The organism is Streptomyces sp. NPDC050418, from assembly GCF_044458745.1.
In the GTDB taxonomy this organism is placed as follows: domain Bacteria; phylum Actinomycetota; class Actinomycetes; order Streptomycetales; family Streptomycetaceae; genus Streptomyces.
Genome location: NZ_JBITIG010000003.1, coordinates 127660 through 152826 on the forward strand (window position 1 = coordinate 127660; position 25167 = coordinate 152826).

Consider the following 25167-nt stretch of genomic DNA (forward strand, 5'->3'; position numbering starts at 1 on the left):
CACCCCGCACGGGGGGTTGGGGATCCCCGGGGCGCCCGGGCCGGTGCAGCACGGTGCGCCCCGCCGCCATGCGGGGGCGCAGCCCAGTCCTCGTCCTTGCCCGCGTTTCCGCAGCTCAGGTGCGGTCGCGCCAGGGGATCTCGGCCGTGACCGTGGTCGGACCGCCCTCGGGGGACTCGACCACGAACAGTCCGTCCACCGCCCCCAGCCGCTCGGAGAGCCCCGCCATCCCCGTACCGCCGTCGAGCCGTGCGCCCCCGACGCCGTCGTCCGTGACCTGCAGCATCAGCCGGGTCTCGGAGCGCCAGACATCGACCGCCGCCGATCTTGCGGAGCTGTGCTTGCTGACGTTCTGCAGCAGCTCCGAGACCGTGAAGTACGCGATCCCCTCGATCGCCGGCGCCGGACGCTCGGCCAGATCCACGGCCACCTTCACGGGCACCGTGCACCGCGTGGCCACCGAGGACAGCGCCGCATCGAGACCGCGGTCCGTGAGCACCGCCGGGTGGATCCCGCGGGCCAGATCCCGCAGCTCCTGCAGCGCGAGCTTCACCTCGCCATGTGCCTCGTCGACCATCGACGCCGCCGCGTCCGGGTCCTCGAGCAGCTTCTCCTTGGCCAGACCGAGCCCCATCGCGAGGTTCACCAGGCGGGCCTGCGCCCCGTCGTGCAGATCGCGCTCGATCCGCCGCAGATCGGCCGCGGCCGTGTCGACCACGACCCCGCGGTCCGACTCCAGCTCGGCTATCCGGCGCTCCAACTCATCGGACGGGGACAGCAGTCCGCGCACCATCGCCCGGTCCGCGTTGGTCAGGAGACGCGCGATGAACGGCAGCACCGGCCACAGCACGAACAGCGAGACGAGGGTCACCGTGAAGGTGAACACACCCCACGGCAGACGTATGAAGTCGTAAAGGACCGTGCGCCAGCCGACCGGGTCCTTCAGCGCATTCCACACCCGCTCGATCATCCCGTCGCCCTGACGCGGCAGGGGGCTGGGCTCGTCGATCCGCAGGCCGAGGAGCCCGCGGGCCCGCGCCCGCTCCGCCCTGCCGAGCAGCCGGGCACCGGCCAGACCCAGCGCGAGCACCGGCAGACCGATCACGGTCAGGGAGAGCATGCCGCCGGTGAACAGCACCGTGACCACGTACACGAAACCGATCAGCGAGACCGGGAAGTTGATCAGGAGATGCGCGATCTCCTTCCAGGTGCGGCTGTCATAGGCGAAACGCGCAGGCGGCAGGCGCTCACCGCGCTGGGCTTCCTCGGCATGTGTGGTCATGTCGCCAAGCGTGCCGTCTCGGGCACGCCCACGCCATGAGGTCCGCCGCAAGGATCAACTGGGGAAAACCCCACCTCGCGGCCGACGGCCTGCTCACGCCCGCAGAGGCAACCCCTAGACTCCCGTGCGTACAGATCGTCGAACGGGGCGCAGACAGCCGCAGCGGGATGAGGGAGCGAGGTCCGGACGTGCCGGAACCAACAGGCAGTTCACCGCTTCGGTCACAGCTTCTCGCCGCGGACTATTTCGACAGCTACTCGGTGGTCGGGCTGCTCGCCGTCGTGGGCGTCCTTTTCGTGGCGGTCGCGTTCGGCGCGGGCAAGCTGCTGCGGCCCGTCGTACCGACGCAGGAGAAGTTCCTGACGTACGAGTGCGGTGTCGACCCCGTCGGAGAAGGCTGGGCCCACACGCAGGTCCGCTACTACGTCTACTCCTTCCTGTACGTGATCTTCGCCGTGGACTCGATCTTCCTGTTCCCCTGGGCCACGGTCTTCGCCGCAAGCGGATACGGCTGGGCGACGCTCGTGGAGATGTTCATCTTCCTGGGCTTCCTCACCATCGGCCTGCTGTACGCATGGAAGAAGGGCGTCCTCACATGGACGTGACACCCAGCCCGCAGCCGGTGGACCTCCCGGCACCGAAGCTCGGCCCGCTGGCCCGGCTCGCGCCGCAGCCCATGAAGGTGGTCCTCAACTGGGGCCGCCGCTACAGCCTGTGGGTCTTCAACTTCGGGCTCGCCTGCTGCGCGATCGAGTTCATCGCCGCGTCCATGGCGCGCCACGACTTCATCCGGCTCGGCGTGATCCCCTTCGCGCCGGGCCCGCGCCAGGCGGACCTGATGATCGTCTCCGGCACGGTGACGGACAAGATGGCACCCGCGGTCAAGCGGCTCTACGAGCAGATGCCCGAGCCCAAGTACGTGATCTCCTTCGGCGCCTGCTCCAACTGCGGCGGTCCGTACTGGGATTCGTACTCCGTGACCAAGGGCGTCGACCAGATCATCCCCGTCGACGTGTACGTGCCGGGCTGCCCGCCGCGTCCGGAGGCGCTGCTCCAGGGGATCCTGAAGCTGCAGGAGAAGATCGCGCGGGAGTCGCTGGGGGAGCGGTACGCACCGGCTTCCACGGCGGCGCTGCAGAGCGGTCTGGTGAAGCCGCCGGGTGCGGGTGCGGGCTCGGCTTCGGCTTCGGGGGAGGGCGAGCGGTGACCGGGTGGCTCCCTGGTGAGGTGTCCGACCTCTTCGGACCGGACGCGACGGCCGAGGAGGCGTACGACCTCCTGACGGTCGACGTCCCCGCCGCCTCCTGGACCGACGCCCTGACGGTCGCGCGCGACCGCCTCGGCTGCACGTACTTCGACTGGCTGAGCGCCGTGGACGAACCGGGCACGGGCTTCCGCGTCTGCGCCCATGTCGCGGCCCTGCACCCGTTGCGCCGCCTCCTCGTCCGTACGACGATCCCGCACGCCGCCGCACAGCTGGCCTCGGCCATCACGGTGTACGCGGGGGCGGGGTGGCACGAGCGCGAGACGCACGAGATGTTCGGCGTCGACTTCACCGGCCATCCCGGGCTCGACCCGCTGCTCCTGCCGGACGGCTTCGAGGGCCACCCGCTCCGCAAGGACTTCGTCCTCGCGGCACGCGTGGTGAAGGCGTGGCCGGGCGCGAAGGAGCCGGGGGAGTCGGAGCACGGCGGCCCGAAGCGCCGCCAGATGCTCCCGCCCGGCGTCCCGGATCCCAACGAATGGGGCCCGCTGAAGGGCCAGCTCCCGCCTGCGCCGGCCCGCCCGGCACGGGGGGCGGGGCGCGCGGCGGGCGCGCGGGCTGCGGGTGCCGGCGCGGCCGGTGCCGCGGGCGAGCGTCCCGCGCGGCGGGCACGCACCGCGAGCGAAGGCTCGGCGAGCCAGGCGGCTGCCCCGGAGGCCGCCGCCCCGGAGGCCGCCGCCCCGGCCACGGCACCCGGGACCCCGTCGGAGGGCGCGGCCCCGCGTCCCCGCCGCAACCGGACCGCCGGCGAAGGCTCGGCGAGCCAGGCCGCCGGTACGGCCACGCCTCGCCGCAACCGGACCGCGAGCGAAGGCTCGGCAAGCCAGGCGGAGAGCACCACGGCGGCACCTGCTCCGGCGGCGCCTGCCCCGGCGGCGCCTGCTCCGGCGGCACCTGCTCCGGAGGCTCCGACTCCGGCCGGCCAACCCGCGGACGCGGCCCGCCCCAGCACCTCCGACGCCCCGTGGCACCACGCCCGCCCGGCGTTCGCGGAGGGTGAGGCGACCGACGCCGAGACAAGCGGGTCGTCCGGGTCAGCCGGGACCGCTGGGTCAAGCGGGACCGCTGGGTCAGCCGGAACCGCTGGGTCAGCCGGAACCGCTGGGTCAGCCGGAACCGCTGGGTCAGCCGGAGCCGAGACAGCCGGGACAGCCGCCCCCGAGACCCCCGAGACGACAGGCGCCGAAACACCCGACGCCGAGTCAACGGACAGCGGCTCCACCGACGGCAGCCCCACGGACCGCGGCCCCACCGGCCCCAATCCCACGGACCCCGACCCCACCCCCACACGCCCTGACCCCACCCCCGAACCCCCAGCCGGAGGCGACCCCGCATGAACGACGTACTCGACGTCGCCCTGCGACTGCTCGTCGTCTTCGTCGTGTTCCTGACCTTCCCGCTGATCGTCGGCCAGACCGAGCACAAGGTCATGGCCCACATGCAGGGCCGGCTCGGACCGATGTACGCGGGCGGGTTCCACGGCTGGGCGCAGCTCATCGCCGACGGGGTCAAGTTCGCGCAGAAGGAGGACGTGGTCCCGGCCGAGGCCGACCGCCGTGTCTTCCAGCTCGCCCCCGCCGTCGCCCTCCTGCCCTACCTCCTCGTCCTGGTGGCGATCCCGGTCGGACCGGGCGAGGGAGCGGTCGGTCAGGTCGTCGACGCGGGCATCTTCTTCGTGCTCGCCGTGATGGGCGTCGGCGTCCTCGGCTCGCTGATGGCCGGCTGGGCCTCGGCCAACAAGTTCTCCCTCCTCGGCGGCCTGCGCACGGCGGCCCAGCTCCTCGCGTACGAGCTCCCGATGCTGCTCGCCGCCGCCTCCGTCGCCATGGCGGCCGGTACGGTCTCGCTGCCCGGGATCCTGAACGCCTTCGAGTGGTGGTGGCTGCCCTGGCAGATCGTCGGCGCCCTCGTCTTCTTCATCGCGGGCCTCGCCGAACTGCAGCGCCCGCCCTTCGACATGCCGGTCGCCGACTCGGAGATCATCTTCGGCGCGTACACCGAGTACACGGGCCTGCGCTTCGCTCTCTTCCTCCTCGCCGAGTACGCGGGCATCGTCGTCCTGTGCGCCCTGACCACCGTCCTCTTCCTCGGCGGCTGGCACGGCCCGTTCGGTGACGACGGCCTCGGCTGGCTGTGGACCCTCCTCAAGACCGCGATCCTCGCCTTCCTCGTGATCTGGCTCCGCGTGAGCTATCCGAGGCTGCGCGAGGACCAGCTGCAGAAGCTCGCCTGGACCCTCCTCGTCCCGCTCGCGCTCGCGCAGATCGCGCTCACCGGCATCGTGAAGGTGGCGATCAACCAGTGACAGCTTCTCTCCCGCCCTCCCGGCCCCGCATTCCCGGTTCCGGTCTGGCCAAGGGCCTCGCCGTCACCCTGCGCACGATGACGAAGAAGACCGTCACCGCGCAGTACCCCGAGGTGCAGCCCGAACTCCCGCCCCGTACGCGCGGCGTGATCGGCCTGTTCGAGGAGAACTGCACGGTCTGCATGCTGTGCGCCCGTGAGTGCCCCGACTGGTGCATCTACATCGACTCCCACAAGGAGACGGTCCCGCCCGCCGTCGAGGGCGGCCGCGAACGCAGCCGCAACGTCCTCGACCGCTTCGCCATCGACTTCTCGCTCTGCATGTACTGCGGTATCTGCATCGAGGTTTGTCCTTTCGACGCGCTCTTCTGGTCACCGGAGTTCGAGTACGCGGAGACGGACATCCACGAACTCACCCACGAACGCGACAAGCTCCGCGAGTGGATGTGGACCGTGCCCGCACCGCCCGCCCTCGACGAAGCCGCCGAGGAGCCCAAGGAGCTCGCCGCCGCCCGCAAGGCCGCCGAGAAGCTCGCCGCCGAACAGGCCGCGGCGGCTCAGCAGGCCACCGCGCAGCCGGGGGAGGACCAGGCATGACCTTCGCCGCCACCGCCCCCCAGGGCTTCCTCTCACCCACCGGCGTGGAGATCGCCTTCGTGCTCGTCGGCATCGCGACGCTCGGCGCGGCGATCATCACGGTCACCACCAAGCAACTGGTGCACGCCGCGCTGTGGCTGGTCGTCGCGCTCGGCGGGCTCGCCGTCGAGTACCTCCTGCTCACCGCCGAGTTCATCGCCTGGGTGCAGGTACTGATCTACGTCGGCTCCGTGGTCGTCCTCCTCCTGTTCGGGCTGATGCTCACGCGGGCCCCCATCGGCCGCTCACCGGACGCCGATTCGGGCAACCGCTGGGCCGCCCTCGCCGTCGCGCTCGCCTCCGCGGGCGCCCTGGTCTGGGTCGTCGTCGACGCCTTCCGTACGCAGTGGATCGACCTGGACGGCGCCGTCCAGGGCTCCACCGCGGTCACCGGCTCGATCCTGTTCCGCCACTGGGTGCTGCCGTTCGAGGCCCTGTCGGTCCTGCTGCTCGCGGCGCTGGTCGGCGCGATCGTCCTGTCCCGCAAGAACGGCGCGACCGAGGACGCGACAGCCGGGACCACCCCGGATCCGAAGCCCACCGCGACCCCGGACAAGGAGCAGAGCTGATGCACCTCGCCTACCCGGCCGTGCTCGCCGCCCTCCTCTTCTGTGTCGGCATCTACGGCGTCCTCGCCCGCCGCAACGCGATCCTGGTCCTGATGTCCGTCGAGCTGATGCTCAACGCCGTCAACCTCAACCTCGTCGCGTTCGACGTCTGGCTCCGCGACGAACTGCACGCGGGCCAGGCGCTCACCCTCTTCACGATCGCCATCGCCGCCGCCGAGATCGGCATCGGCCTCGCGATCGTCCTGATGGTGTACCGCAACCGCGGCACCTCCGACGTCGACCGCCTGCGCGACACCGCGGAGGGCCACGGCCCCGACGACACCCCCGCAGCAGCCGAAACGACAGCACCGGCACACAGGACAGAGGCCGCCGCGTGACGACCACGACCCTCGCCGTTCTCGTACCCCTTCTGCCGTTCCTCGGCGCCGTCGCCGGACTGCTCCTGGGCCGCAAGGCCCCCGGCTTCGTCCGCCCGCTCGCGGTCCTGCCCACGCTCACCGCGCTCGGCCTCGCCGTCGTCCTGGCCGTGCGCCACGGCGGCGACAGCCCGGTCGACGCGGCCACGCAGCTCACCCCGACCGGCTCGGTCCCGATCGAACTCGCCCTGCACCTGGACGGCTTCGCGGCCCTGACCGCGGTCCTCGTGGGCGTGGTCGCCTCGTGCGTGCAGATCTACTCGACGGCGTATCTGCGCGACGACCCGCGCTACCCCTCGTATGCCGCCCTTGTCTCGCTCTTCACCTCCGCGATGCTGCTCGTCGTCTACTCCGGCGACCTGATGGTGCTCCTGGTCGGCTGGGAGATCATGGGAATCTGCTCGTACTTCCTGGTCGGCCACTACTGGGAGACCCCCGAGGCGCGCGCCGCCTCCCTGAAGGCCTTCCTGGTCACCAAGCTCGGCGACGTCCCCTTCCTGATCGGTCTGTTCGCGCTCGCCGCGGACACCGGCTCGTTCCGGATCACGACGATCCTGCGCGAGGTCGCGAGCAACGGCCTCGACCACCCCACGCTGATCGCCCTGCTCCTGCTCGCCGGTGTGGCGGGCAAGTCCGCACAGTTCCCGCTGCACACGTGGCTGCCCGACGCGATGGCCGGCCCCACGCCGGTCTCCGCGCTGATCCACGCCGCGACGATGGTCGCCGCCGGTGTCTACTTCGTGGCCCGCCTCCTCCCGGTGTTCGCCGCCTCCGCGGCGGCGCTGATCGTGCTCGCCGTCATGGCCGCCGTGACCATGGCCGGCTCGGCCCTCGCCGCCCTCGCCCAGGACGACATCAAGCGCGTCCTCGCGTACTCGACGATCGGCCAGCTCGGCTACATGACCGGCGCGCTCGCCGTCGGCGACAGCGGTGCCGGCGCCTTCCACCTCCTGTCGCACGGCGCCTTCAAGGCGCTCCTGTTCCTCGCCGCGGGCGTGATCATCCACGCCGCGGGCACCAACTCCCTCGCCGCCATGTCCCGGATGGGCGGCCTGAAGGACCGCGTCCCCGACGCCTACTGGACGATGACCGTGGCGCTGCTCGCGCTCGCCGCGATCCCGCCCTTCAGCGGCTTCTTCTCCAAGGAGGCCGTCCTCGGCGCCGCCGAGCACACGGCCACAGGGCACAGCGAGTTCGCCCCCGCCACCGCGGGCTGGATCGTCCTCGTCGCCGGTCTTGTCACCGCCGTGCTCACCGCCGCCTACGCCACGCGTCTGTGGCTCCTCGCGTTCCGCGGCAGCGGCCCGGCGGCCCCCGACCACGGCAGGCAGCCGCTCGCCATGACCTCCGTCCTGTGGGTCCTCGCCATCCCCTCCCTCACCGCGGGCCTGACCTACGGCGTGCTCCCCGACTGGTTCGACTCCGCCGACCTCACCCCGACCCTCACCACCTCGGTCCTCGCCACGGGCCTGGCGCTGGTCGGCGGAGTGATCACCTACGGAGCCTGGCGCCACAGCACCGCGATGGCAGCGGCCCGCACCCCGCACACCGGGACCACCCCGCCCACAGAGACCGCCCCACCCCCGGCGCTCCCCTCCGCCGACCCCGGCCGTCTCCTCCTGGGCCCGCTGCACCACGCCGCGGCCACCGGCTTCCACCTGGACGCCGTCTACGCAGCCTTGTTCGTCCGCCCCGTCCGAGCCGCCGCCCGCCTCGTCCGCTTCCTCGACCGCGAGGTCGTCGACACGTACGTACGCGGCGCCGGGAGCTCGGCGAACCTGCTCGGCCTCCTGGTCCGCAAGGCCCAGACCGGCAACGTGCAGACCTACTTGAGCGCCCTGCTCGCCGGCTCGGTCGTCCTCGCCGTCGCCGCCGTCCTCGTCGCAGCGGGAGCCTGAGCCGTGATCGATATCAGCGAGTCCGTGATGCAGATCCTTCTGGCGGTGATCGTGGCCGGCCCGCTCCTCGGCGCCGCCGCGGCCCTGCTCCCCGCCCCGCCCGGCCTCAAGGGCACATCCCCCGACCAGGCCGTCCTCCGGCACGGTGTGACCGTGACCGGCGTCGTCCTGATCGCCGCCGTGGCCCTCGCCCTGGGCTTCGACCACGGCAACCCGGCCAGGATGCAGGCCACGACCGACATCAGCTGGATCCCGGCACTGGACGTGCGGATCCACCTCGGTGTCGACGGCATCTCGCTCCCCCTCGTCGTACTGACCGCGCTGCTGACCTTCCTCTGCGCGCTCTACAGCTACTTCAAGATGCCGACGGGCCCGTCCCCGAAGGCATTCGTCGCCCTCCTCCTGGTCCTGGAGTCGGGCACGCTCGCGACCTTCGCCGTCCTCGATCTGCTCCTGTTCTTCCTGGCGTTCGAGATGGTCCTCATCCCGATGTACTTCCTGATCGCGCGCTGGGGCGGCGCCCAACGCACGCAGGCCGCCTGGAAGTTCATCCTCTACACGCTGCTCGGCTCCGTCGTGATGCTGCTCGGGCTCCTGCTGATCGGGCTGAAGTCCGGCACCTTCGACATGCTCGCACTCGCCACTGACAACGGCCGCGAACTCACCACGTCCGTGCAGGTCACCGCCGCTCTGGCGATCGGGATCGGCCTCGCCGTGAAGACCCCGATGTGGCCCCTGCACAGCTGGCTCCCCGACGCCCACACGGCCGCACCGACCGTCGGCTCGGTCCTCCTGGCGGGCGTCCTGCTCAAGATGGGCACGTACGGGTTCGTCAGGATCCTGCTGCCCATCACCCCCGACGGCACCCGCGAACTCGCTCCCTATCTGGCCGCGTTCGCCGTCGTCGGCATCATCTACGGATCACTGGCCTGCCTCGCGCTCGCCAGGAAGGGCGCGAAGGGCGACCTCAAGCGCCTCATCGCGTATTCCTCCGTCGGCCACATGGGCTTCGTGCTCCTCGGTATCGCGAGCATGACCCCGACCGGTGTGAACGGCGCGCTGTTCGCCAACATCGCCCACGGCCTCATCACAGGCCTGCTGTTCTTCCTGGTCGGTGCCCTCAAGGACCGCACAGGAAGCACCGATCTGGACGCCCTCGCGGGCCGCACCGGCCAGGCCCTCTACGGCAAGGCCCCCCGCTTCGGCGCCCTGCTCGCCTTCGGCGCCGTCGCCTCCCTCGGACTCCCCGGACTCGCGGGATTCTGGGGCGAGATGCTGGCCCTGTTCGGCGCGTTCGACCCCGCCGAGGGCCTCAGCCGCCCCGCGTTCCTCACGTTCATGGCGATCGCCGCGTTCGGCACGCTCCTGACGGCCGCGTACATGCTCATCGTCGTACGCCGTATCTGCATGGGTGATCCGCAGGAGAAGCCGCAGCAGCTCGCGGACGTCCAGGGCTACGAGTTCGCCGCCTGGACCCCGCTCGTCGCCCTCACCGTTCTCGCCGGACTCTGGCCTGCGCTGCTCCTGAGCCTGAGCGACCCGGCCGTGCACAAGCTCCTCTCGGGAGGGAAGGCATGACCGTCGCCGCAAGCCTGGTCCAGACCGTCGACTGGACGGCCATCGCCCCGCCCACCATCGCCGCGGTCGTCGGCCTCGGTGTGCTGGTCGCGGACCTGTTCGTGTCCGAGCGGCGCAAGGCCGTCCTGGGCTGGATCTCCCTGGCCGGTCTGACCGCCGCCCTGCTCGCGCTCCTGCCGCTGCTCGGCGCCGACCGCGACACCTTCTGCCTCACCACCGACGCCGGCGCCTGCAGTTACACCGCGGACCGCTTCACCGTCGTCATCCAGTTCATGGTCCTGGCCGGGGCGCTGCTCACCGCACTGCTCTCGATCTCGCCGCTCAAGGACCGCGAACTCCCCGCGGGCGAGTACTGGTTCCTGCTGCTCTCCTCCGCGGCGGGCGCCGCCCTGCTCCCCGCCTCGCGCGACCTCGCCACGCTCGTCGTGGCCCTTGAGGTCGCCTCGCTCCCGGCGTTCGCGCTGGTGGGCCTGCGGCGCGGCGACCGCCGCTCGTCCGAGGCGGCGCTCAAGTTCTTCCTCTCCTCGGTCACCGCCACCGCCGTCACCCTCCTCGGCGTCAGCTTCGTGTACGCGGCGACCGGCACCCTGCACCTCACCGAGATCGCCACCGGACTCACGAGCGTCGACGGCGACCTGCAGACCCTGGCCCGTACCGGCGTCGCCCTCACCCTCGTCGGCTTCGCCTTCAAGACCGCCGCGGTCCCCTTCCACTTCTGGGTGCCGGACACCTACATCGGCGCGCCGCTTCCCGTCGCCGCGTATCTCTCGGTGGTCGGCAAGGCGGTCGGTTTCACCGGCCTCATCCTGGTCACGGTCGTCGCCTTCCCGTCGTACGCGGACGTCTGGGCGCCTGTCCTCGCGGTGCTCGCCGCGCTCACGATGACCGCGGGCAACGTCGCGGCCCTGCGCCAGCAGGCCGACCGCGCGTTCAGCGCCGTCCGGCTGCTCGCCTGGTCCTCGGTCGGCCAGGCGGGGTATCTCCTCGTCCCCATCGCCGCCGCCGGTTACGTGGACGACCCGGCCGACGCGATCGGCGCCACGGTCGCGTACGCCCTGATGTACGCCGCGGTGAACCTCGGCGCCTTCGCGGTGGCTGCCCTCGTCGCCCGCAGCGCGCCCGGGAACCGGCTCACCGACTACCGCGGCTTGTACGCCCGCCACCCGCTCGCGGCGCTGGCCCTCGGCTTCTTCCTGCTCTGCCTGGCGGGTCTGCCGCCGGGCATCATCGGCCTCTTCGCGAAGGTCACCGTGTTCCAGGTGGCGGTCGACGCGGGCCTCGGCTGGCTCGCCGTGATCATGGCCGTGAACGTCGTCATCGCGCTCTACTACTACCTGCGCTGGACCGCGGTCCTCTTCCGCGCCCCCGAGGGCGAGACCCCCGCACGCGCCGTCCCCCTGCCGCTGACGCTCGCCATCTCCGCGACCGCCCTCGTGGGCGTCGCCCTGTCCGGCGCCCCGCAGATGGTGCTCCGCTTCACGGAGACCGTGCTGTTCTGAGCGGGCGGACCGACGCCCGCGACGGGACCTGTCCCGGCCCGCCACACCGCCTGCCACAGCACCCGCCTTCACCCGTCCGGCCCAGCCCTCCCGGCCATGGCGCCGGGGAACTCAGCCCTCCCGCCTGGCGTTGACCAGGCAGGGAGGGTCCACTGGAAGTGGAAGCCAGTCAGCAGAGGGTTCCCTGCCGCACCACCAGGAGGGCGCAGCCGTGCACCGCCGTTTCAACGGTCTGAAGACCGCAGCCTTGCTCGGGGGCCTGTCCGCGCTCATCCTCGTCATCGGCAGCTTCTTCGGGCGTACGGGGCTGATCGTCGCGCTCTTCGTCGCCCTCGGCACGAATGCGTATGCCTACTGGAACAGCGACAAGCTCGCCCTGAAGGCGATGCGCGCCCGCCCGGTCAGCGAGTTCGAGGCGCCCCAGCTCTACCGGATGGTCCGCGAGCTCTCCACGCAGGCCCGCCAGCCGATGCCGCGCCTGTACATCTCGCCCACGGAGGCACCGAACGCGTTCGCGACGGGCCGCAATCCCCGTAACGCCGCGGTGTGTTGCACCGAGGGCATCCTGCGGATCCTCGACGAGCGCGAGCTGCGCGGCGTCATCGGCCATGAGCTCAGCCACGTCTACAACCGCGACATCCTGATCTCCTCGGTGGCCGGCGCCCTCGCCTCCGTGATCATGTTCCTGGTCAACTTCGCCTGGCTGATCCCCTCCGGCGGCTCCAACAACCGCGAGGGCCCGGGCATCTTCGGCATGCTCCTGATCATGCTGCTCGGCCCGATCGCCGCGTCCGTGATCCGCCTGGCCATCAGCCGCTCGCGCGAGTACGAGGCGGATGCGTCGGGCGCGCAGCTCACCGGTGACCCGCTCGCGCTCGCCGACGCGCTGCGCAAGCTGGAGGCCGGTACGAAGCAGCTGCCGCTGCCGCCCGAGCCCAAGATCGAGGCGGCCAGCCACATGATGATTGCGAACCCCTTCCGGCCGGGCCAGGGCATGTCCAAACTGTTCTCGACGCACCCGCCCATGGCCGAGCGCATCGCGCGCCTTGAGCAGATGGCCGGCCGGCAGCGGTGACGTCCGCGATCCGGGCCGCTTCATCAGGGTCGATTCAGGGTTGTCCCCTGGATCCAGCAGATGCCCGGTCGCGTCTTAGCACTCGACAATGACGCGTTGGACGCCGAGAACGAGGCAGGTTCGCCCGAAGTGAAGACAATCCTGAACATCATCTGGCTCGTCCTGGCCGGTTTCTGGCTGTTCCTGGGCTACTTGCTCGCGGGCGTGCTCCTCTGCATCACGATCATCGGGATCCCGTTCGGCGTGGCCGCGTTCCGGATCGGCGTCTATGCGCTGTGGCCCTTCGGCTACACCACGGTGGAGAAGCCCGGCGCGGGCGCCCCGTCCTGTGTGGGCAATGTGCTGTGGCTGGTCCTCGCCGGCTGGTGGCTGGCCATCGGCCACATCGTGACCGGTGTCCTGCAGTGCATCACGATCATCGGCATCCCGCTGGGCCTCGCCAACTTCAAGATGATCCCCGTCTCGCTGATGCCGTTCGGCCGCGACATCGTCCGCACGGACCAGGCGTTCGCTCAGGGCGGCCGCTGGTAGCGACTCGTTGCGCCGAGGGGTGCAACTTCGCGGTACGGCGGGGGTGTCACCCATTCCGTACGGGGCCGAATGACCGCCGTACGGCATACACCCCCGCACCCACCGCGATCACCACCGCACCCCACACCACCGACGCCCGCGGCAGCGTGCCCGCGAGCACGAGGCAGCCGGTGAGGCCCAGGGCGGGCAACGCGCGGGCCGCGGGACGGGAACTCAGAGTCCACGCCGAGGCGTTGGCGATGGCGTAGTAGAGCAGCACGCCGAAGGACGAGAACCCGATGGCGGCCCGCAGATCGGCCGTCGCGGCCAGCACGGCGACCACCGCACCCACCGCGGTCTCGGCCCGCTGCGGCACCTGGAACCGCGGGTGCACGGCGGCGAGCGCACCGGGCAGATGCCGGTCCCGCGCCATCGCGAGCGTCGTCCGCGACACCCCGAGGATCAGCGCGAGCAGCGCACCGAGCGCGGCGACGGCCGCCCCGGCCCGAACGACCGGGGCGAGCCAGGAGGACCCGGCGGCCCGCACCGCGTCCACGAGCGGCGCCGCCGACTCGGCGAGCGCCCCCGTGCCGAGCACGGACACGACGGCGAGCGCCACGGCCGCGTACACGACGAGCGTGATCCCGAGCGCCACGAGGATCGCGCGCGGAATGACCCGCTCCGGGTCCCGTACCTCCTCGCCGAGCGTCGCGATCCGCGCGTACCCGGCGAAGGCGAAGAACAGCAGCCCGGCCGCCTGCAGCACCCCCGTGAAGCCGTCCTCGCCGAACCCGCCGCCGAGCCGCCCGCCCTCCGCGCCATCCGATCCGGCGCACACCACGACCACAGCAGCCAGTACGGCGAGCGCGACCGCGACGATCACCCGGGCCGCCCACGCGGCCTTCTGCACGCCCAGGCAGTTGAGCACGGTCAGCCCGACCACGGCCGCCACCGCCACGGCATGCGCCTGCCCGGGCCACACATAGGCCCCCACGGTCATCGCCATCGCCGCGCAGGACGCGGTCTTGCCGACGACGAACGCCCAGCCGGCCAGATACCCCCAGAACTCCCCGAGCCGCTCCCGCCCGTACACGTACGTCCCGCCGGAGGCCGGGTACCGGGCGGCGAGCCGCGCGGAGGCGAGCGCGTTGCAGTACGCGATGACGGCGGCGATCCCGAGCCCGTACAGCAGACCCGGCCCGGCCGCACCGGCCGCGGGCCCGAGCGCGGCGAAGATCCCCGCCCCGATCATGGCCCCGAGCCCGATGGTGACCGCGTCGAACAGCCCGAGTGTCCGCCGCAGTTCCTGTGTCATACGCCGCACCCTAGCCACGCCCGCAACCGGGCCCCGACCCCGAATCGTCCCCCAGATAGGACCCCTGCGACCTGGCCGTCAGGCAAACGGCATCCGGCCGCATGGTGAACGACGCTCCAGGCACCCCACCGCCGTGGGCGCCGAGGGCGGCCCACGAAGGAAGGTCACTCCATGAGCATCATCAGCTGGCTCGTCCTCGGACTCCTCGCCGGGATCATCGCCAAGGTCCTGCTGCCCGGCCGCGACCCGGGCGGCCTGATCGGCACGACCGTCATCGGCATCGCGGGCGCCTTCATCGGAGGCTGGGCCTCGGCGCGCTACCTGGACCGCCCGATCGCCACGGACTTCTACGACACGGCCACCTGGATCTCGGCCATCGCCGGCTCCCTGGCGCTCCTCAGCGCGTACCGCATCCTGTTCGGCCACTCCCGCTCGCGGCGCTGACGGCCTGCTGAACGCGGCGGCAGTAGTCGCCCTGATCGGCAAGAATTGCTTTGGCCCTCGGCTTTCAGCACCGCAGCCTGCGGTACCCGTGAGGCGCCGTGCGGACACGAGCCGCCACACACAGTGGATGATGAATCCACTAACTGTTGGGCTCCCTGGGGGGAACTTGTGTCAAGCATCACCAGCATGCCGGACCGGCGTGCCCGAAGATCGACGACGGTCACCGTGGCCGCTGCTGTCGCACTCATCGCACTGGTCGGATGCGGTTCCAGCGCCGACGACGTGAAGGGCGGCAAGGCAGGCTCCCCGAAGCGGTCGGGAGCCGGCACGCCATCAGGTAGCGACGGGGCGCGGGGCGCCCGAGCCGCCAGACTCATCGACAAGGCTCTCGACGTGACGTTCGACCAGGATTACCTGAGCTCGACTCGGCGGATGAAGACCGAAGGGACCACAGTTCTGCGCAGTGCTGTGCGTGGGGACACAACTGAATGCGAGACACACGCCCGAAAAGGCACCGGATCCTTGGACTTCATTGTCACCGCGTCCGCGCTCTACACGCGAGGCAGCAAGGAGGCACTCATGCTGTCGGCAGAAGCCAAGGAAGATCCGGTACGCGTGGAGGTGATGGCGGATCGGTGGGTGAAACGCAACGCCTCCGTCTACGAGATCACGCGGGAGATGTGTGCGTCGAAGACCCGGCGGACTTGGCTGGAGAAGCGCATGCCCTCTCTGGACGAACTCGCCGAGGCAACCCCAACGCGGCAGCCGGGGGTGATGCAGGGGCAACCCACCACCAAGATCACATATAAGCGTGATGGGGGACCGCTGGAGTTCCACATCGCTGCCGAGGGCACTCCGTTTCTCCTGAGGGTCACGTACCCGGCCAAGGACCTCGATGAGTCGTTCAGTGGCTTCGGTAAGCCCTTCCGCGTGACAGCCCCCAGCGGGGCGGTCACGGATTACCAGATCGCGGAAGAGGTCCTTGCGGCCCAGTGACCCCGAGTCGCACGGAGACCAAACACATGTAGACGGAGCAGCGCCTAGGGTGGTCGCCGATTCTGCTCCGGGGTCGTGTGCGCCTCGACTGGCTCGGCATCGCTCATGGGCTCGTCGCAGTCGTCGAATCGCTGCGCTGCTCGCCACCCGGTACGGCGCCGGGGCGGCCGTCTACGGCCTTGTGACGGCGGCTGTGGGGGTCGGGGCGCTATTGGGCAACCCGCACGCCAGTAGTCGCCGTTCGGACAGTTGGCTGGCCGTGTACTGCGGGGCATGGGCGATGCAGGGCGTTGCGACGGTGTGCCTCTGGCCTGATGAGAAGGACACAACGAGGGCTGCCGTCGAGTCAGTCCTCGGCGACGTGCCCCCGTTGCGCCCTACTACGTCTGCTTGGCAACGTCCGTGCAGGTCAGGCCGGTTGGTTACCGGTAGTTCACGAACTGCAGGGCGAAGTCGAAGTCCTGCCCCTTGAGCAGCGCCTGAACGGCCTGCAGGTCATCACGGCTCTTCGAGCTGACCCGCAGCTCGTCCCCCTGGACCTGGGCCTTCACGCCCTTGGGGCCCTCGTCGCGGATGATCTTCGCGACCTTCTTGGCGTTGTCCTGCGTGATCCCCTCCTGGATGGAGGCGAAGATCTTGTACTCCTTGCCGGACAGCTGCGGCTCACCGGCGTCCAGCGCCTTCAGCGAGATACCGCGCTTGACCAGCTTGGACTGGAAGACGTCGAGGATGGCGGTGACGCGGTCCTCGGAGTTCGCCTGCATCAGGATCTTCTCGCCGGACCAGTCGATGGAGGCACCGACGTTCTTGAAGTCGTAGCGCTGCGAGATCTCCTTGGCGGCCTGGTTGAGGGCGTTGTCGACCTCCTGCCGCTCGACCTTCGAGACGATGTCGAAACTGGAGTCGGCCATGTCCTGTGGCTCCTTGCGTCGGATGCGTACGTCTGGCGGATACGCGGCTTACGAATATGCGCAAAGCCTAGCCACCCGGCCCGCTCCCGGGCACAGATCAATCAGGTGGCGGACCACCCCCGGTCATCAGGTATCGTTTACGTCGTTGCCCCGGAGCACCGCGCAAGCGGCCCGCCCCGAGTCAGCATCCCCGGCGGTGTGCCCGAGCGGCCAAAGGGAGCAGACTGTAAATCTGCCGGCTTCGCCTTCCCAGGTTCGAATCCTGGCGCCGCCACATGAAGGTAAACCCCCTCCGAACTGCGGAAACGCAGGGCGGAGGGGGTTTCTTCGTATTCGGGGGATCCGGGGCTTTCGTGCTGAGGATGTCCTCCACCGCCTCGGGGGCGGAGCCGTCGGCTGGCGTGGACCCCATCAGGACTAGGGCGGCGCGCTCCTGCGGTGACAGGAGCGCGCTCATCTCGGCGAGCGCGTCGCGCACTTCGGTCGGATCGGCGACGGGCGGTGCCACGGGCTCGGACGGTTCGACGAGCAGCGGGGCCGGGCGGCGAGCCTGGTCGAGATACGCGTTCGTCGCGATCCGGACGAGCCAGGCCAGCGGCCGTTCGATCGGCTGATGCGATCAGGAACTCGCGACGCGCGGCCTGGGCCGCAGCCAGGACGGGCTGGGGCAGCGATACGGGCGCGGAAGGGGGCGGGGTGAGCCCGGTCACGCGCCCTCGGCATCCGAGAAGGGCTGGACGCCGACGAAGATCAACGGCAGCGTGGGGGACGTCCGTTACGTCGAGCAAATCTCCGTGGAGGAGCCGATGTCCTATCCCGAGCCCCGCTACCTAGGTGAGAAGGGCGAGGTCAACGCCGTTTTCCGGGGGGCCGATGCGGAACCCGAGCTGGTCGGCGCGGGCGGCAACCGTACGCACTACCTCGCCACGCATGCCTCGACCGGCGGCGAATTCGGTCTGTACAAGGTCGACTTGGGGCCCAAGGCGCCAGGACCGAAGACGCACTTCCACCGCTCCATCTCGGAATCGTTCTTCGTGCTGTCCGGTGAGGTGGGCCTGTACGACGGCGACCGCTGGGTCACCGCGAAGGCGGGCGATTTCCTGTACGTGCCCGTCGGCGGACTGCATGCGTTCCGCAACGACTCGGACGACGTGTCCACGATGCTGATGCTCTTCTCGCCGGGCGCGCCCCGCGAGGCGTACTTCGAGCAGGTGGCCGAGATGGCGCAGCGCGGCGGTGAGGAGTTCCAGCGGTTCCTCGTCGACCACGACAGCTTCTTCGTGCCGGAGGCCGATCAGGCCGGGTGAGCCAAGCCGGGTGAGCCAAGAGGTGGGGCCGGTCCAACGCACCGGCCCCACCCGCCCGTCGGCTCGTTCCGCTAGTTCCCCGCCACGTCCTTCACCGCCACCGCCACCGGCGTGGACCCCCCGATCAGCTCCAGTGTCAGCCCGGCAGTCGCCGAGGAGTCGACGAGTTCCGCGAGGACCGCCGCCACGTCCTCCCGCGTGATGTCGCCCCGTCCGGTGGACACTTCGAGGCGGACCAGGCCCGTGCCGGGGTCGTCGGTCAGGCGGCCGGGGCGCAGGATCGTCCAGTCCAGGCCGTCGCGGTTGCGGACGTAGTCGTCCGCCTCGCCCTTCGCCCGCAGATACGCGTCGAAGACCCCGTCGCCCTCGTGCGCGGGATCCGCGTTCATCGCGGAGACGACGATGTGCCGCCGTACTCCGGCCCGCTCGGCCGCCGACGCGAACAGGACGGCCGCGGCCCTGTCCACCGTGTCCTTGCGCCCCGCACCCGAGCCCGGGCCCGCACCGGCGGCGAAGACCGCCACGTCCGCACCCTGCAGATGCGCCGCGACCTCCTCGACGCCGGCCGACTCCAGATCGCACAGGACGGGTTCGGCGCCGACGGCGCGCAGGTCGTCGCCCTGCGCGGGATTGCGGATGATCCCGGCGACCTCGTACCCGCCCTGCGTATCGAGCAGCTTCGAGAGCTTGAGCGCGATCTGACCGTGTCCCCCAGCGATGACAATGCGCATGCTTCGACCGTACGCCGAGCGGCCCGGACATGCCGCTCAGACGAGCCCGCCCGGCGGGCCGGCCGCGGAATGTTCACCGTAAGGGCGGCGGAATGTTCCCGGCCGCCACCCCGGCTCCGTAAGGCACCTTCATGAGGTAAGACCAACTCGGAGTTCAGACGGCGGAGTTCAGGCGGCGGAGTTCAGGCGGCGGAGTTCAAGATACGGAGTTCAGGACTTCTCGCCGCCCGTGACGCGCCCCTGCCGCGGCAGATCGAGCGCGACAGCGACCGCCGAGTCGCAGTACTCGCGCACGGCGCTCGTCCGTGCCACGACCCGCCCCCGGTGCACCACGATCCGGCTGTACGCGAGGGAGAGCGCGCCCGCGAGCTGCTCGCCGCGGACCGCGAGCAGTTCGGCGGGGAAACCGGCCTCCACGCGTACCTCGGGCAGCGCCATCGCCGCCCGCGCCTCCCCGCAGACCATGTCGTACGCCTGCGCCGGGTCGAGCCCGTGCTGGGAGGCCAGCAGATACGCGGCCTCCAGCGGGTCGCCGCGGCCCACCGGGTTCGCGGGGTCCCGCAGCGCGCCGCTGCCCGCCGCGACCCGGACGCCCGCGGCCCGCAGCAGCCGCACCGGAGCCGTCGTACTGCCACGGCGCCCGAGCCCGCCGCAGTCGCCCTGGGGCAGGCACACGACGCGGACGCCGGCCGCCGCGAGCGCCTCGGCGCAGCGCACGGCCACCTCGCGCGGCACCCGCCCGAGCCCGCCGAGCGGCCCGATGCCGACCCCGGGCCGCAGCCCGCCCGCCATCGCCGCGAGGCGGGCGAGACGGGCCGGGTCGAGGCCGTCGGTGTGCAGGTCGACGGGGCAGCCGTGCTCGGCGGCGACCTCAAGGACCGCCTCCACATAGCCCGTTGGATCGGGATCCAGGTCCGGGCAGCCGCCCACCACCGAGGCGCCCATCTTCACCGCGTCGCGCAGCATCGCGAGCCCGTCCGCGCCGGCGACGCCGGTGAGCAGCCGCGGCACCGCGACCGTCGACAGCTCGGTGAGCCCGCGCAGCGAGCGGCGCGCCTGCAGCACCGCCTCCAGCGGCCCGAGCCCCTGCACGTCACCGATCCGTACGTGCGAGCGCAGCGCCGTCGCTCCGTGCCCGAGCTGCAGCAACGCGGCCTCGGTGGCGCGTCGTTGGACGTCCGCCGGGTCGTACGAGACGGGCCCGTCGCCGTCGGCGGCGAGCGCCGTGTCGCCGTGGGCGTGCGGCTCGGCCGGTGCCGGGAGCAGTAGATAGCCGCTGAGGTCCACGCGCGCGGCGTGCGCGATCAGGGAACCGGCGGTGCCGACCGCCTCGATCCGCCCGCGCCCCAGGCGTACGTCCACGGTCCGACCGTCGGTGAGGCGCGCCCCGCTGAGCAGCAGTGAGGCCGTCTCCTCGGCTGCGCCGTCACGGTGCGGCGGGTGGCGCTGGCTGTCCGGCATCACGCTCCAGATCGATCAAGATCACGCAGAGAGTTCCGAGCCTAGGGCGCACGGAGGCCCGCTTCGAGGAGGAGCGCAATAGTCGTACCGGTGTGGTGCGCGGGGCTGCTGAGGGCCCGGGGGAGTGCTCCGGGCCAGGCCCGCCATAAGGATTTGGGCGATCGGCGACCGAGCGTGTAATGTCTTCATCGCTCGCCCCAATAGCTCAGTCGGTAGAGCGTCTCCATGGTAAGGAGAAGGTCTGCGGTTCGATTCCGCATTGGGGCTCTGGTGCAACACCATGCAAGTGGTGCATGCATCACAGCGGTGTAGCTCAGTCGGTAGAGCAAGCGGCTCATAATCGCTGTGTCACCGGTTCAAGTCCGGTCACCGCTACTGACAGTAGCCGATTGTGGGGTCGGTCCTCCGGTCGGCTACTCTTCTATGCGTTAATGCTTTAAATCCATCCGTTCATCAAGGAGCACTCACGTGGCTGCCACCGATGTCCGCCCGAAGATCACGCTGGCCTGCGTGGAGTGCAAGGAGCGGAACTACATCACCAAGAAGAACCGGCGTAACAACCCGGACCGTCTTGAGATGAAGAAGCACTGCCCGCGTTGCAACGCGCACACCGCGCACCGCGAGACGCGATAACAAGGCTCGTTCGCGAGGCCGTCCCCATTCACTTGGGGGCGGCCTCGCGTCGTTTCCGCCGGAAGTACCCGGCAGTACGCCCCGTCTTTCGACGTCCCATCTTTTGCAGGAGGTGCCGAGCCATGGCGCTCGACCAGTCCTTCGTCGGGCGGACCTACCCGGCCACCGACCCGTACGAGGTCGGCCGGGAGAAGATCCGCGAGTTCGCCGAGGCGGTGGGTGATGCCAACCCCGTCTACCGCGACCCCGAGGCCGCCAAGGCGTACGGGCACAGCGATGTGATCGCGCCGCCGACCTTCGTGTTCGCCATCACGTTCAAGGCGGCGGGCCAGGTCGTCGAGGACCCGCAGCTCGGTCTGGACTACAGCCGCGTCGTGCACGGCGACCAGAAGTTCGCGTACACGCGTCCCGTGCGCGCGGGCGACCGCCTCAGCGTCACCTCGACGATCGAGGCGATCAAGTCGATGGCGGGCAACGACATCCTGGACATCCGCGGCGAGGTGCACGACGAGGCCGGCGAGCACGTCGTGACCGCGTGGACCAAGCTCGTCGCACGCGCGGCGGCGGACGGAGAGTGACGATGAGCGCGAAGATCTCCTATGCGGACGTCGAGGTCGGTACCGAACTGCCGGCGCAGACCTTCCCCGTGACGCGCGCCACGCTCGTGCAGTACGCGGGCGCCTCCGGCGACTTCAACCCGATCCACTGGAACGAGAAGTTCGCGGTCGAGGTCGGGCTTCCCGATGTCATCGCGCACGGCATGTTCACGATGGCCGAGGCGATCCGGGTCGTCACCGACTGGACCGGTGACCCGGCCGCTGTCGTCGAGTACGGCGTGCGCTTCACCAAGCCCGTCGTCGTGCCGAACGACGGCAAGGGCGCCGAGATCGAGGTCAGCGGCAAGGTCGCGGCCCTGCTCGACGACAACCGGGTGCGGGTGGACCTTGTCGCGATGAGCGCCGGGCAGAAGGTGCTCGGGATGTCGCGGGCCGTTGTTCAGCTCGGCTGACCTGCGGATACGTAGAGGGCGCTCCTAGTTTTGGGGGCGCCCTTTGCTGTACGCGCCCACGTACGGCTTGACGAAGTTAGTAATTGGCCACTAACTTAAATCACATGGTCAGGATGAGTGCGGAAGAGCGGCGCGAGAGCGTCATCCGGGCGGCGGTCACGGAGTTCTCGCGGGGTGGCTACCACGGCACCTCGACCGAGGCGATCGCCAAGCGGGTCGGTGTCTCGCAGCCGTATCTCTTCCGGCTCTTCCCGGGCAAGCAGGCGATCTTCCTCGAGGCCGCCCGCCGCTGCTGCCGGGACGTCACCGAGGTCTTCCGGCGTGCGTCCGAGGGGCTGCGGGGCGAGGAGGCGACGAGGGCGATGGGGGAGGCGTACCAGGCGCTCATCGCGGACGACCCCGAGAAGCTGTTCATGCAGATGCAGATGTACGTGGCTGTCGCGGCCGCCGAGGCGGCGGGCGACCGCGAGTTCGGTGAGGCCCTGCGGGCCGAGTGGATGGAGATGTACGACGTCGCGCATCTGGCGATGGGGGCGGATGTCGGTGAGACGACCCAGTTCCTCGCGTTCGGGATGCTCATCAACGTCCTTGTCTCGATGGGTTTTCAGCCCGAGCACCGGGTGTGGGCCGGGTTCTACGAAGAGGCCCAGCCGAAGTAGGGCGCAAGTGACGGAAGGGTGCGCACCTTTGTACCCGCAGAAGTTAGTCAGCAATAACTAATCTACGGATCCCAGGGGAAGCAATGTCACGGGAAACAGACACCAAGACAGCCACCACAGGGCGCGCAGGCATGATCTGGGCCCTCGTCATCACCAGCGTCGCCGGCTTCATGGCGGCCCTCGACAACCTCGTCGTCACGACCGCACTGCCCGCGATCCGCGAGGACTTCGGCGGTGCACTGCACGACCTGGAGTGGACGGTCAGCGCGTACACCCTGACCTTCGCGGTCCTCCTGATGTTCGGCTCCGCACTGGGCGACCGATTCGGCCGGCGCAAGCTGTTCATCGTCGGGCTGAGCATCTTCACCGTCGCCTCCGCCGGGGCCGCGCTCGCTCCCGGCATCGACTCCCTGATCGCGGCCCGCGCGGTCCAGGGCGTGGGCGCCGCGATCATGATGCCGCTCACCCTGACCCTGCTCACTGCCGCCGTCCCCGCCGCCAAGCGCGGCATGGTCTACGGCATCTGGGGCGCGGTCAACGGACTCGCCGTCGCCAGCGGCCCGCTCATCGGCGGCACCCTGACCGAGCACATCTCCTGGCAGTGGATCTTCTGGCTGAACGTTCCGCTGGGCCTCGCCGTCCTGCCGCTCGCCCGCCTGCGCCTCAAGGAGTCGTACGGCACCGGCGCCCCGCTCGACATCCGCGGCACCGTCCTCGCCAGCGCCGGTCTCTTCGGCATCGTCTACGCCCTGATCCGCGGCAACATCGACGGCTGGACCAGCGCCCAGGTGCTCGCCGGCCTCATCGGCGGCGGACTGCTGCTCGCCGCCTTCGTACGCCACGGCATCCGCGCCGAGAACCCGATGCTCCCCATGCGCCTGTTCCGCAACCGCGCCTTCGCCGGGATCAACGCGGCCAGCCTGCTGATGTTCCTCGGGATGTTCGGCTCGATCTTCCTGCTCAGCCAGTTCCTGCAGAACGTGCTCGGCTACACGCCCACCGAGGCCGGCCTGCGGATGCTGCCGTGGACCGGTATGCCGATGATCGTCGCGCCCATCGCCGGCGTCCTGTCCGACCGGATCGGCGGCCGCCCGGTCGTCGCCGCCGGTCTCGGACTGCAGGCCGTCGGCCTCGCCTGGTTCGCCATGATCCTCAGCCCCGACGTCTCGTACGCGGCCCAGCTCCCGGCTCTGATGATCAGCGGTGTCGGCATGGCGCTGTTCTTCGCGCCCGCCGCGAACCTGGTGATGTCCAGCGTCCGCCCCGCCGAACAGGGCATCGCCTCCGGCGCCAACAACGCGCTGCGCGAGGTGGGCGGCGCGCTCGGTATCGCGATCCTCGCGGCCGTCTTCTCGGCACAGGGCGGTTACGACACCGGCCCGACCTTCGTGGACGGACTGCAGCCCGCGCTGTGGGCGGGCGCCGCAGCCGTGGCCCTCGCAGCCCTCGCGGCGCTGGCGATTCCGCGCCGGAGCAAGTCGGCCGAGCATGTGTCCTCGGTCGGCGGGGAGACCCGCGAACTTGTCGACGCGTGACACAGCACTCATGAAGTACGCGGGTACGGTCCGGGAGCTGTCCGCCCCGGACCGTACCCTTGAGCGCGTGCAGGAACTCCATGAAGCCCCGCTCGCCCCGCTGACCACCTTCCGCCTCGGCGGCCCGGCCGCCCGGCTGATCACCGCGACCACCGACGCCGAGGTGGTCGAAGCCGTGCGCGAAGCCGATGCCTCAGGCACGCCGCTTCTCGTCATCGGCGGCGGCTCGAACCTGATCATCGGCGACAAGGGCTTTTCCGGTACGGCCTTGCGGATCGCCACGACCGGATTCGAACTCGACGGTACGAAGCTGGAGTTGGCCGCCGGCGAGGTCTGGACCGACGCCGTGGCCCGCACGGTCGAGGCCGGACTCGCGGGCGTCGAATGCCTGGCCGGCATCCCCGGCTCGGCGGGCGCCACCCCGATCCAGAATGTGGGGGCGTACGGGCAGGAGGTCTCCAGCACGATCACCGAAGTCGTCGCGTACGACCGCGTGGCCGGCGAGACGGTGACGCTCAGCAACGCCGAGTGCGCCTTCTCGTACCGCCACAGCCGCTTCAAGTCCGACCCGGACCGCTATGTCGTGCTGCGCGTCCGCTTCGAGCTGGAGGACGCGGACGGCCTGAGCGCGCCCATCAAGTACCCGGAGACCGCACGCTCGCTCGGCGTCGAGGCCGGTGACCGTGTCCCGCTGGAGCAGGCCCGCGAGACGGTGCTCAAGCTGCGCGCCGGCAAGGGCATGGTGCTCGACCCGGAGGACCACGACACGTGGTCGGCGGGCTCGTTCTTCACCAACCCGATCCTGACGGCCGGGGAGTACGAGGCCTTCGTCAAGCGCGTCCATGAGCGCCTCGGCGCGGACGTGGCCCCGCCCGCCTTCCCCGCGGGGGAGGGCCGTACGAAGACCTCCGCCGCCTGGCTGATCGACAAGGCGGGCTTCACGAAGGGGTACGGCACGGGCCCGGCGCGTATCTCCACCAAGCACACCCTGGCGCTGACGAACCGGGGTGCGGCCACCACGGAGGATCTGCTCGCCCTGGCGCGCGAGGTCGTGGCGGGCGTGCGCGAGGCCTTCGGGGTCACGCTGGTCAATGAGCCGGTGATGGTCGGTACCGGCCTCTGAGCTGGGAAATCA

26 protein-coding genes and 3 tRNA genes are annotated in these 25167 nt (G+C 70.5%); 24 read left to right on the forward strand and 5 right to left on the reverse strand.

Translation table 11 applies throughout. The features are described 5' to 3' along the window. Positions 1–115: 115 nt before the first annotated feature. Complete coding sequence (locus ACIBI4_RS07940; protein ID WP_399202784.1) at positions 116–1282, reverse strand: sensor histidine kinase; 1167 nt, start codon at positions 1280–1282, stop codon at positions 116–118. 167 nt (positions 1283–1449) lie between these two features. Between ACIBI4_RS07940 and ACIBI4_RS07945 the strand changes: the two genes are divergently transcribed. From ACIBI4_RS07945 to ACIBI4_RS08000, 12 genes are all read left to right on the forward strand, one after another. Next, positions 1450–1887 (forward strand): NADH-quinone oxidoreductase subunit A, encoded by a 438-nt coding sequence (locus ACIBI4_RS07945; RefSeq protein WP_399202785.1) that lies wholly within the window; start codon positions 1450–1452, stop codon positions 1885–1887. After that, positions 1878–2489, forward strand: a complete 612-nt coding sequence (locus ACIBI4_RS07950; RefSeq protein WP_399202786.1) for an NADH-quinone oxidoreductase subunit B — start codon at positions 1878–1880, stop codon at positions 2487–2489. Before ACIBI4_RS07945 ends, ACIBI4_RS07950 begins: the two co-directional genes overlap by 10 nt. Further along, positions 2486–3883, forward strand: coding sequence for an NADH-quinone oxidoreductase subunit C (locus tag ACIBI4_RS07955; protein ID WP_399202787.1), 1398 nt, complete (start codon positions 2486–2488; stop codon positions 3881–3883). Before ACIBI4_RS07950 ends, ACIBI4_RS07955 begins: the two co-directional genes overlap by 4 nt. Next, on the forward strand, positions 3880–4851 hold the full coding sequence (locus tag ACIBI4_RS07960) for an NADH-quinone oxidoreductase subunit H (protein ID WP_399202788.1): 972 nt from the start codon (positions 3880–3882) through the stop codon (positions 4849–4851). The genes ACIBI4_RS07955 and ACIBI4_RS07960 overlap by 4 nt, the downstream gene beginning before the upstream one ends. A gap of 77 nt (positions 4852–4928) precedes the next feature. Then, positions 4929–5447: a NuoI/complex I 23 kDa subunit family protein gene (locus tag ACIBI4_RS07965; RefSeq protein WP_399203227.1), complete on the forward strand. Its 519-nt coding sequence runs from the start codon at positions 4929–4931 to the stop codon at positions 5445–5447. Then, the gene (locus tag ACIBI4_RS07970; protein WP_399202789.1) at positions 5444–6055 is read left to right on the forward strand and encodes an NADH-quinone oxidoreductase subunit J; all 612 of its coding nucleotides are present in this window, start codon (positions 5444–5446) and stop codon (positions 6053–6055) included. Before ACIBI4_RS07965 ends, ACIBI4_RS07970 begins: the two co-directional genes overlap by 4 nt. Further along, entirely contained in the window at positions 6055–6432 is a 378-nt protein-coding gene (nuoK, locus tag ACIBI4_RS07975; RefSeq protein WP_399202790.1) for an NADH-quinone oxidoreductase subunit NuoK, read from the forward strand. The genes ACIBI4_RS07970 and nuoK overlap by 1 nt, the downstream gene beginning before the upstream one ends. Next, a complete protein-coding gene (locus tag ACIBI4_RS07980) occupies positions 6429–8369 on the forward strand; it encodes an NADH-quinone oxidoreductase subunit L (protein WP_399202791.1) in 1941 nt (646 codons plus the stop codon). The genes nuoK and ACIBI4_RS07980 overlap by 4 nt, the downstream gene beginning before the upstream one ends. Before the next feature lie 3 nt (positions 8370–8372). Further along, positions 8373–9947: a NuoM family protein gene (locus tag ACIBI4_RS07985; RefSeq protein WP_399202792.1), complete on the forward strand. Its 1575-nt coding sequence runs from the start codon at positions 8373–8375 to the stop codon at positions 9945–9947. Beyond that, positions 9944–11446, forward strand: a complete 1503-nt coding sequence (locus ACIBI4_RS07990; protein WP_399202794.1) for an NADH-quinone oxidoreductase subunit N — start codon at positions 9944–9946, stop codon at positions 11444–11446. The genes ACIBI4_RS07985 and ACIBI4_RS07990 overlap by 4 nt, the downstream gene beginning before the upstream one ends. Positions 11447–11657: 211 nt before the next feature. Further along, complete coding sequence (htpX, locus tag ACIBI4_RS07995) at positions 11658–12521, forward strand: zinc metalloprotease HtpX (protein ID WP_399202795.1); 864 nt, start codon at positions 11658–11660, stop codon at positions 12519–12521. A gap of 129 nt (positions 12522–12650) precedes the next feature. Further along, entirely contained in the window at positions 12651–13052 is a 402-nt protein-coding gene (locus ACIBI4_RS08000) for a YccF domain-containing protein (protein WP_399202796.1), read from the forward strand. 46 nt (positions 13053–13098) lie between these two features. Here the strand turns inward: ACIBI4_RS08000 and ACIBI4_RS08005 are convergent, their stop codons facing one another. Then, on the reverse strand, positions 13099–14346 hold the full coding sequence (locus ACIBI4_RS08005; protein WP_399202797.1) for an APC family permease: 1248 nt from the start codon (positions 14344–14346) through the stop codon (positions 13099–13101). Between the two features lie 171 nt (positions 14347–14517). Here ACIBI4_RS08005 and ACIBI4_RS08010 point away from each other — a divergent pair, with 171 nt between their 5' ends. Both ACIBI4_RS08010 and ACIBI4_RS08015 read left to right on the forward strand, forming a co-directional pair. Then, complete coding sequence (locus tag ACIBI4_RS08010; protein ID WP_399202798.1) at positions 14518–14790, forward strand: GlsB/YeaQ/YmgE family stress response membrane protein; 273 nt, start codon at positions 14518–14520, stop codon at positions 14788–14790. Between the two features lie 186 nt (positions 14791–14976). Then, positions 14977–15786, forward strand: coding sequence for a hypothetical protein (locus ACIBI4_RS08015; RefSeq protein ID WP_399202799.1), 810 nt, complete (start codon positions 14977–14979; stop codon positions 15784–15786). Positions 15787–16208: 422 nt separating this feature from the next. Here the strand turns inward: ACIBI4_RS08015 and ACIBI4_RS08020 are convergent, their stop codons facing one another. Beyond that, positions 16209–16697, reverse strand: a complete 489-nt coding sequence (locus tag ACIBI4_RS08020) for a YajQ family cyclic di-GMP-binding protein (protein WP_399202800.1) — start codon at positions 16695–16697, stop codon at positions 16209–16211. Between the two features lie 192 nt (positions 16698–16889). Here ACIBI4_RS08020 and ACIBI4_RS08025 point away from each other — a divergent pair. Both ACIBI4_RS08025 and ACIBI4_RS08030 read left to right on the forward strand, forming a co-directional pair. Next, positions 16890–16971: transfer RNA gene (locus ACIBI4_RS08025), tRNA-Tyr, on the forward strand. 532 nt (positions 16972–17503) lie between these two features. Beyond that, complete coding sequence (locus ACIBI4_RS08030; RefSeq protein ID WP_399202802.1) at positions 17504–18004, forward strand: cupin domain-containing protein; 501 nt, start codon at positions 17504–17506, stop codon at positions 18002–18004. A 71-nt stretch (positions 18005–18075) separates the two neighbouring features. Here ACIBI4_RS08030 and ACIBI4_RS08035 read toward each other — a convergent pair whose 3' ends face one another. Together ACIBI4_RS08035 and ACIBI4_RS08040 are read right to left on the reverse strand one after the other, a co-directional pair. After that, complete coding sequence (locus ACIBI4_RS08035) at positions 18076–18735, reverse strand: SDR family oxidoreductase (RefSeq protein WP_399202804.1); 660 nt, start codon at positions 18733–18735, stop codon at positions 18076–18078. 210 nt (positions 18736–18945) lie between these two features. Next, complete coding sequence (locus ACIBI4_RS08040; RefSeq protein ID WP_399202806.1) at positions 18946–20196, reverse strand: amidohydrolase family protein; 1251 nt, start codon at positions 20194–20196, stop codon at positions 18946–18948. Positions 20197–20390: 194 nt separating this feature from the next. Here ACIBI4_RS08040 and ACIBI4_RS08045 point away from each other — a divergent pair. The 8 genes from ACIBI4_RS08045 to ACIBI4_RS08080 all read left to right on the forward strand — a co-directional run bounded on the left by ACIBI4_RS08045 (position 20391) and on the right by ACIBI4_RS08080 (position 25155). After that, a tRNA-Thr gene (locus tag ACIBI4_RS08045) sits at positions 20391–20463 on the forward strand. Positions 20464–20498: 35 nt separating this feature from the next. After that, a tRNA-Met gene (locus tag ACIBI4_RS08050) sits at positions 20499–20571 on the forward strand. A gap of 93 nt (positions 20572–20664) precedes the next feature. After that, positions 20665–20829 (forward strand): 50S ribosomal protein L33, encoded by a 165-nt coding sequence (rpmG, locus tag ACIBI4_RS08055; protein ID WP_003948671.1) that lies wholly within the window; start codon positions 20665–20667, stop codon positions 20827–20829. Positions 20830–20951: 122 nt separating this feature from the next. Then, positions 20952–21407: a MaoC family dehydratase N-terminal domain-containing protein gene (locus ACIBI4_RS08060; RefSeq protein WP_399202807.1), complete on the forward strand. Its 456-nt coding sequence runs from the start codon at positions 20952–20954 to the stop codon at positions 21405–21407. A 2-nt stretch (positions 21408–21409) separates the two neighbouring features. After that, positions 21410–21838: a MaoC family dehydratase gene (locus ACIBI4_RS08065; protein ID WP_399202808.1), complete on the forward strand. Its 429-nt coding sequence runs from the start codon at positions 21410–21412 to the stop codon at positions 21836–21838. A 104-nt stretch (positions 21839–21942) separates the two neighbouring features. Next, positions 21943–22497, forward strand: coding sequence for a TetR/AcrR family transcriptional regulator (locus tag ACIBI4_RS08070; protein WP_399202809.1), 555 nt, complete (start codon positions 21943–21945; stop codon positions 22495–22497). Between the two features lie 131 nt (positions 22498–22628). Beyond that, a complete protein-coding gene (locus ACIBI4_RS08075; protein ID WP_399202810.1) occupies positions 22629–24032 on the forward strand; it encodes a DHA2 family efflux MFS transporter permease subunit in 1404 nt (467 codons plus the stop codon). A gap of 67 nt (positions 24033–24099) precedes the next feature. Continuing rightward, positions 24100–25155, forward strand: a complete 1056-nt coding sequence (locus ACIBI4_RS08080) for a UDP-N-acetylmuramate dehydrogenase (protein WP_399202811.1) — start codon at positions 24100–24102, stop codon at positions 25153–25155. Positions 25156–25167 lie beyond the last annotated feature (12 nt).

Bases quoted from the DNA above. Each gene is read 5' to 3' on its own strand.
- ACIBI4_RS07940 (WP_399202784.1), bottom strand. From the start codon at position 1,282: ATGACCACACATGCCGAGGAAGCCCAGCGCGGTGAGCGCCTGCCGCCT.
- ACIBI4_RS07945 (WP_399202785.1), top strand. From the start codon at position 1,450: ATGAGGGAGCGAGGTCCGGACGTGCCGGAACCAACAGGCAGTTCACCG.
- ACIBI4_RS07950 (WP_399202786.1), top strand. From the start codon at position 1,878: ATGGACGTGACACCCAGCCCGCAGCCGGTGGACCTCCCGGCACCGAAG.
- ACIBI4_RS07960 (WP_399202788.1), top strand. From the start codon at position 3,880: ATGAACGACGTACTCGACGTCGCCCTGCGACTGCTCGTCGTCTTCGTC.
- ACIBI4_RS07965 (WP_399203227.1), top strand. From the start codon at position 4,929: ATGACGAAGAAGACCGTCACCGCGCAGTACCCCGAGGTGCAGCCCGAA.
- ACIBI4_RS07970 (WP_399202789.1), top strand. From the start codon at position 5,444: ATGACCTTCGCCGCCACCGCCCCCCAGGGCTTCCTCTCACCCACCGGC.
- nuoK (WP_399202790.1), top strand. From the start codon at position 6,055: ATGCACCTCGCCTACCCGGCCGTGCTCGCCGCCCTCCTCTTCTGTGTC.
- ACIBI4_RS07990 (WP_399202794.1), top strand. From the start codon at position 9,944: ATGACCGTCGCCGCAAGCCTGGTCCAGACCGTCGACTGGACGGCCATC.
- ACIBI4_RS08005 (WP_399202797.1), bottom strand. From the start codon at position 14,346: ATGACACAGGAACTGCGGCGGACACTCGGGCTGTTCGACGCGGTCACC.
- ACIBI4_RS08010 (WP_399202798.1), top strand. From the start codon at position 14,518: ATGAGCATCATCAGCTGGCTCGTCCTCGGACTCCTCGCCGGGATCATC.
- ACIBI4_RS08015 (WP_399202799.1), top strand. From the start codon at position 14,977: ATGCCGGACCGGCGTGCCCGAAGATCGACGACGGTCACCGTGGCCGCT.
- ACIBI4_RS08020 (WP_399202800.1), bottom strand. From the start codon at position 16,697: ATGGCCGACTCCAGTTTCGACATCGTCTCGAAGGTCGAGCGGCAGGAG.
- ACIBI4_RS08030 (WP_399202802.1), top strand. From the start codon at position 17,504: ATGTCCTATCCCGAGCCCCGCTACCTAGGTGAGAAGGGCGAGGTCAAC.
- ACIBI4_RS08035 (WP_399202804.1), bottom strand. From the start codon at position 18,735: ATGCGCATTGTCATCGCTGGGGGACACGGTCAGATCGCGCTCAAGCTC.
- ACIBI4_RS08040 (WP_399202806.1), bottom strand. From the start codon at position 20,196: ATGCCGGACAGCCAGCGCCACCCGCCGCACCGTGACGGCGCAGCCGAG.
- ACIBI4_RS08060 (WP_399202807.1), top strand. From the start codon at position 20,952: ATGGCGCTCGACCAGTCCTTCGTCGGGCGGACCTACCCGGCCACCGAC.
- ACIBI4_RS08065 (WP_399202808.1), top strand. From the start codon at position 21,410: ATGAGCGCGAAGATCTCCTATGCGGACGTCGAGGTCGGTACCGAACTG.
- ACIBI4_RS08070 (WP_399202809.1), top strand. From the start codon at position 21,943: ATGGTCAGGATGAGTGCGGAAGAGCGGCGCGAGAGCGTCATCCGGGCG.
- ACIBI4_RS08075 (WP_399202810.1), top strand. From the start codon at position 22,629: ATGATCTGGGCCCTCGTCATCACCAGCGTCGCCGGCTTCATGGCGGCC.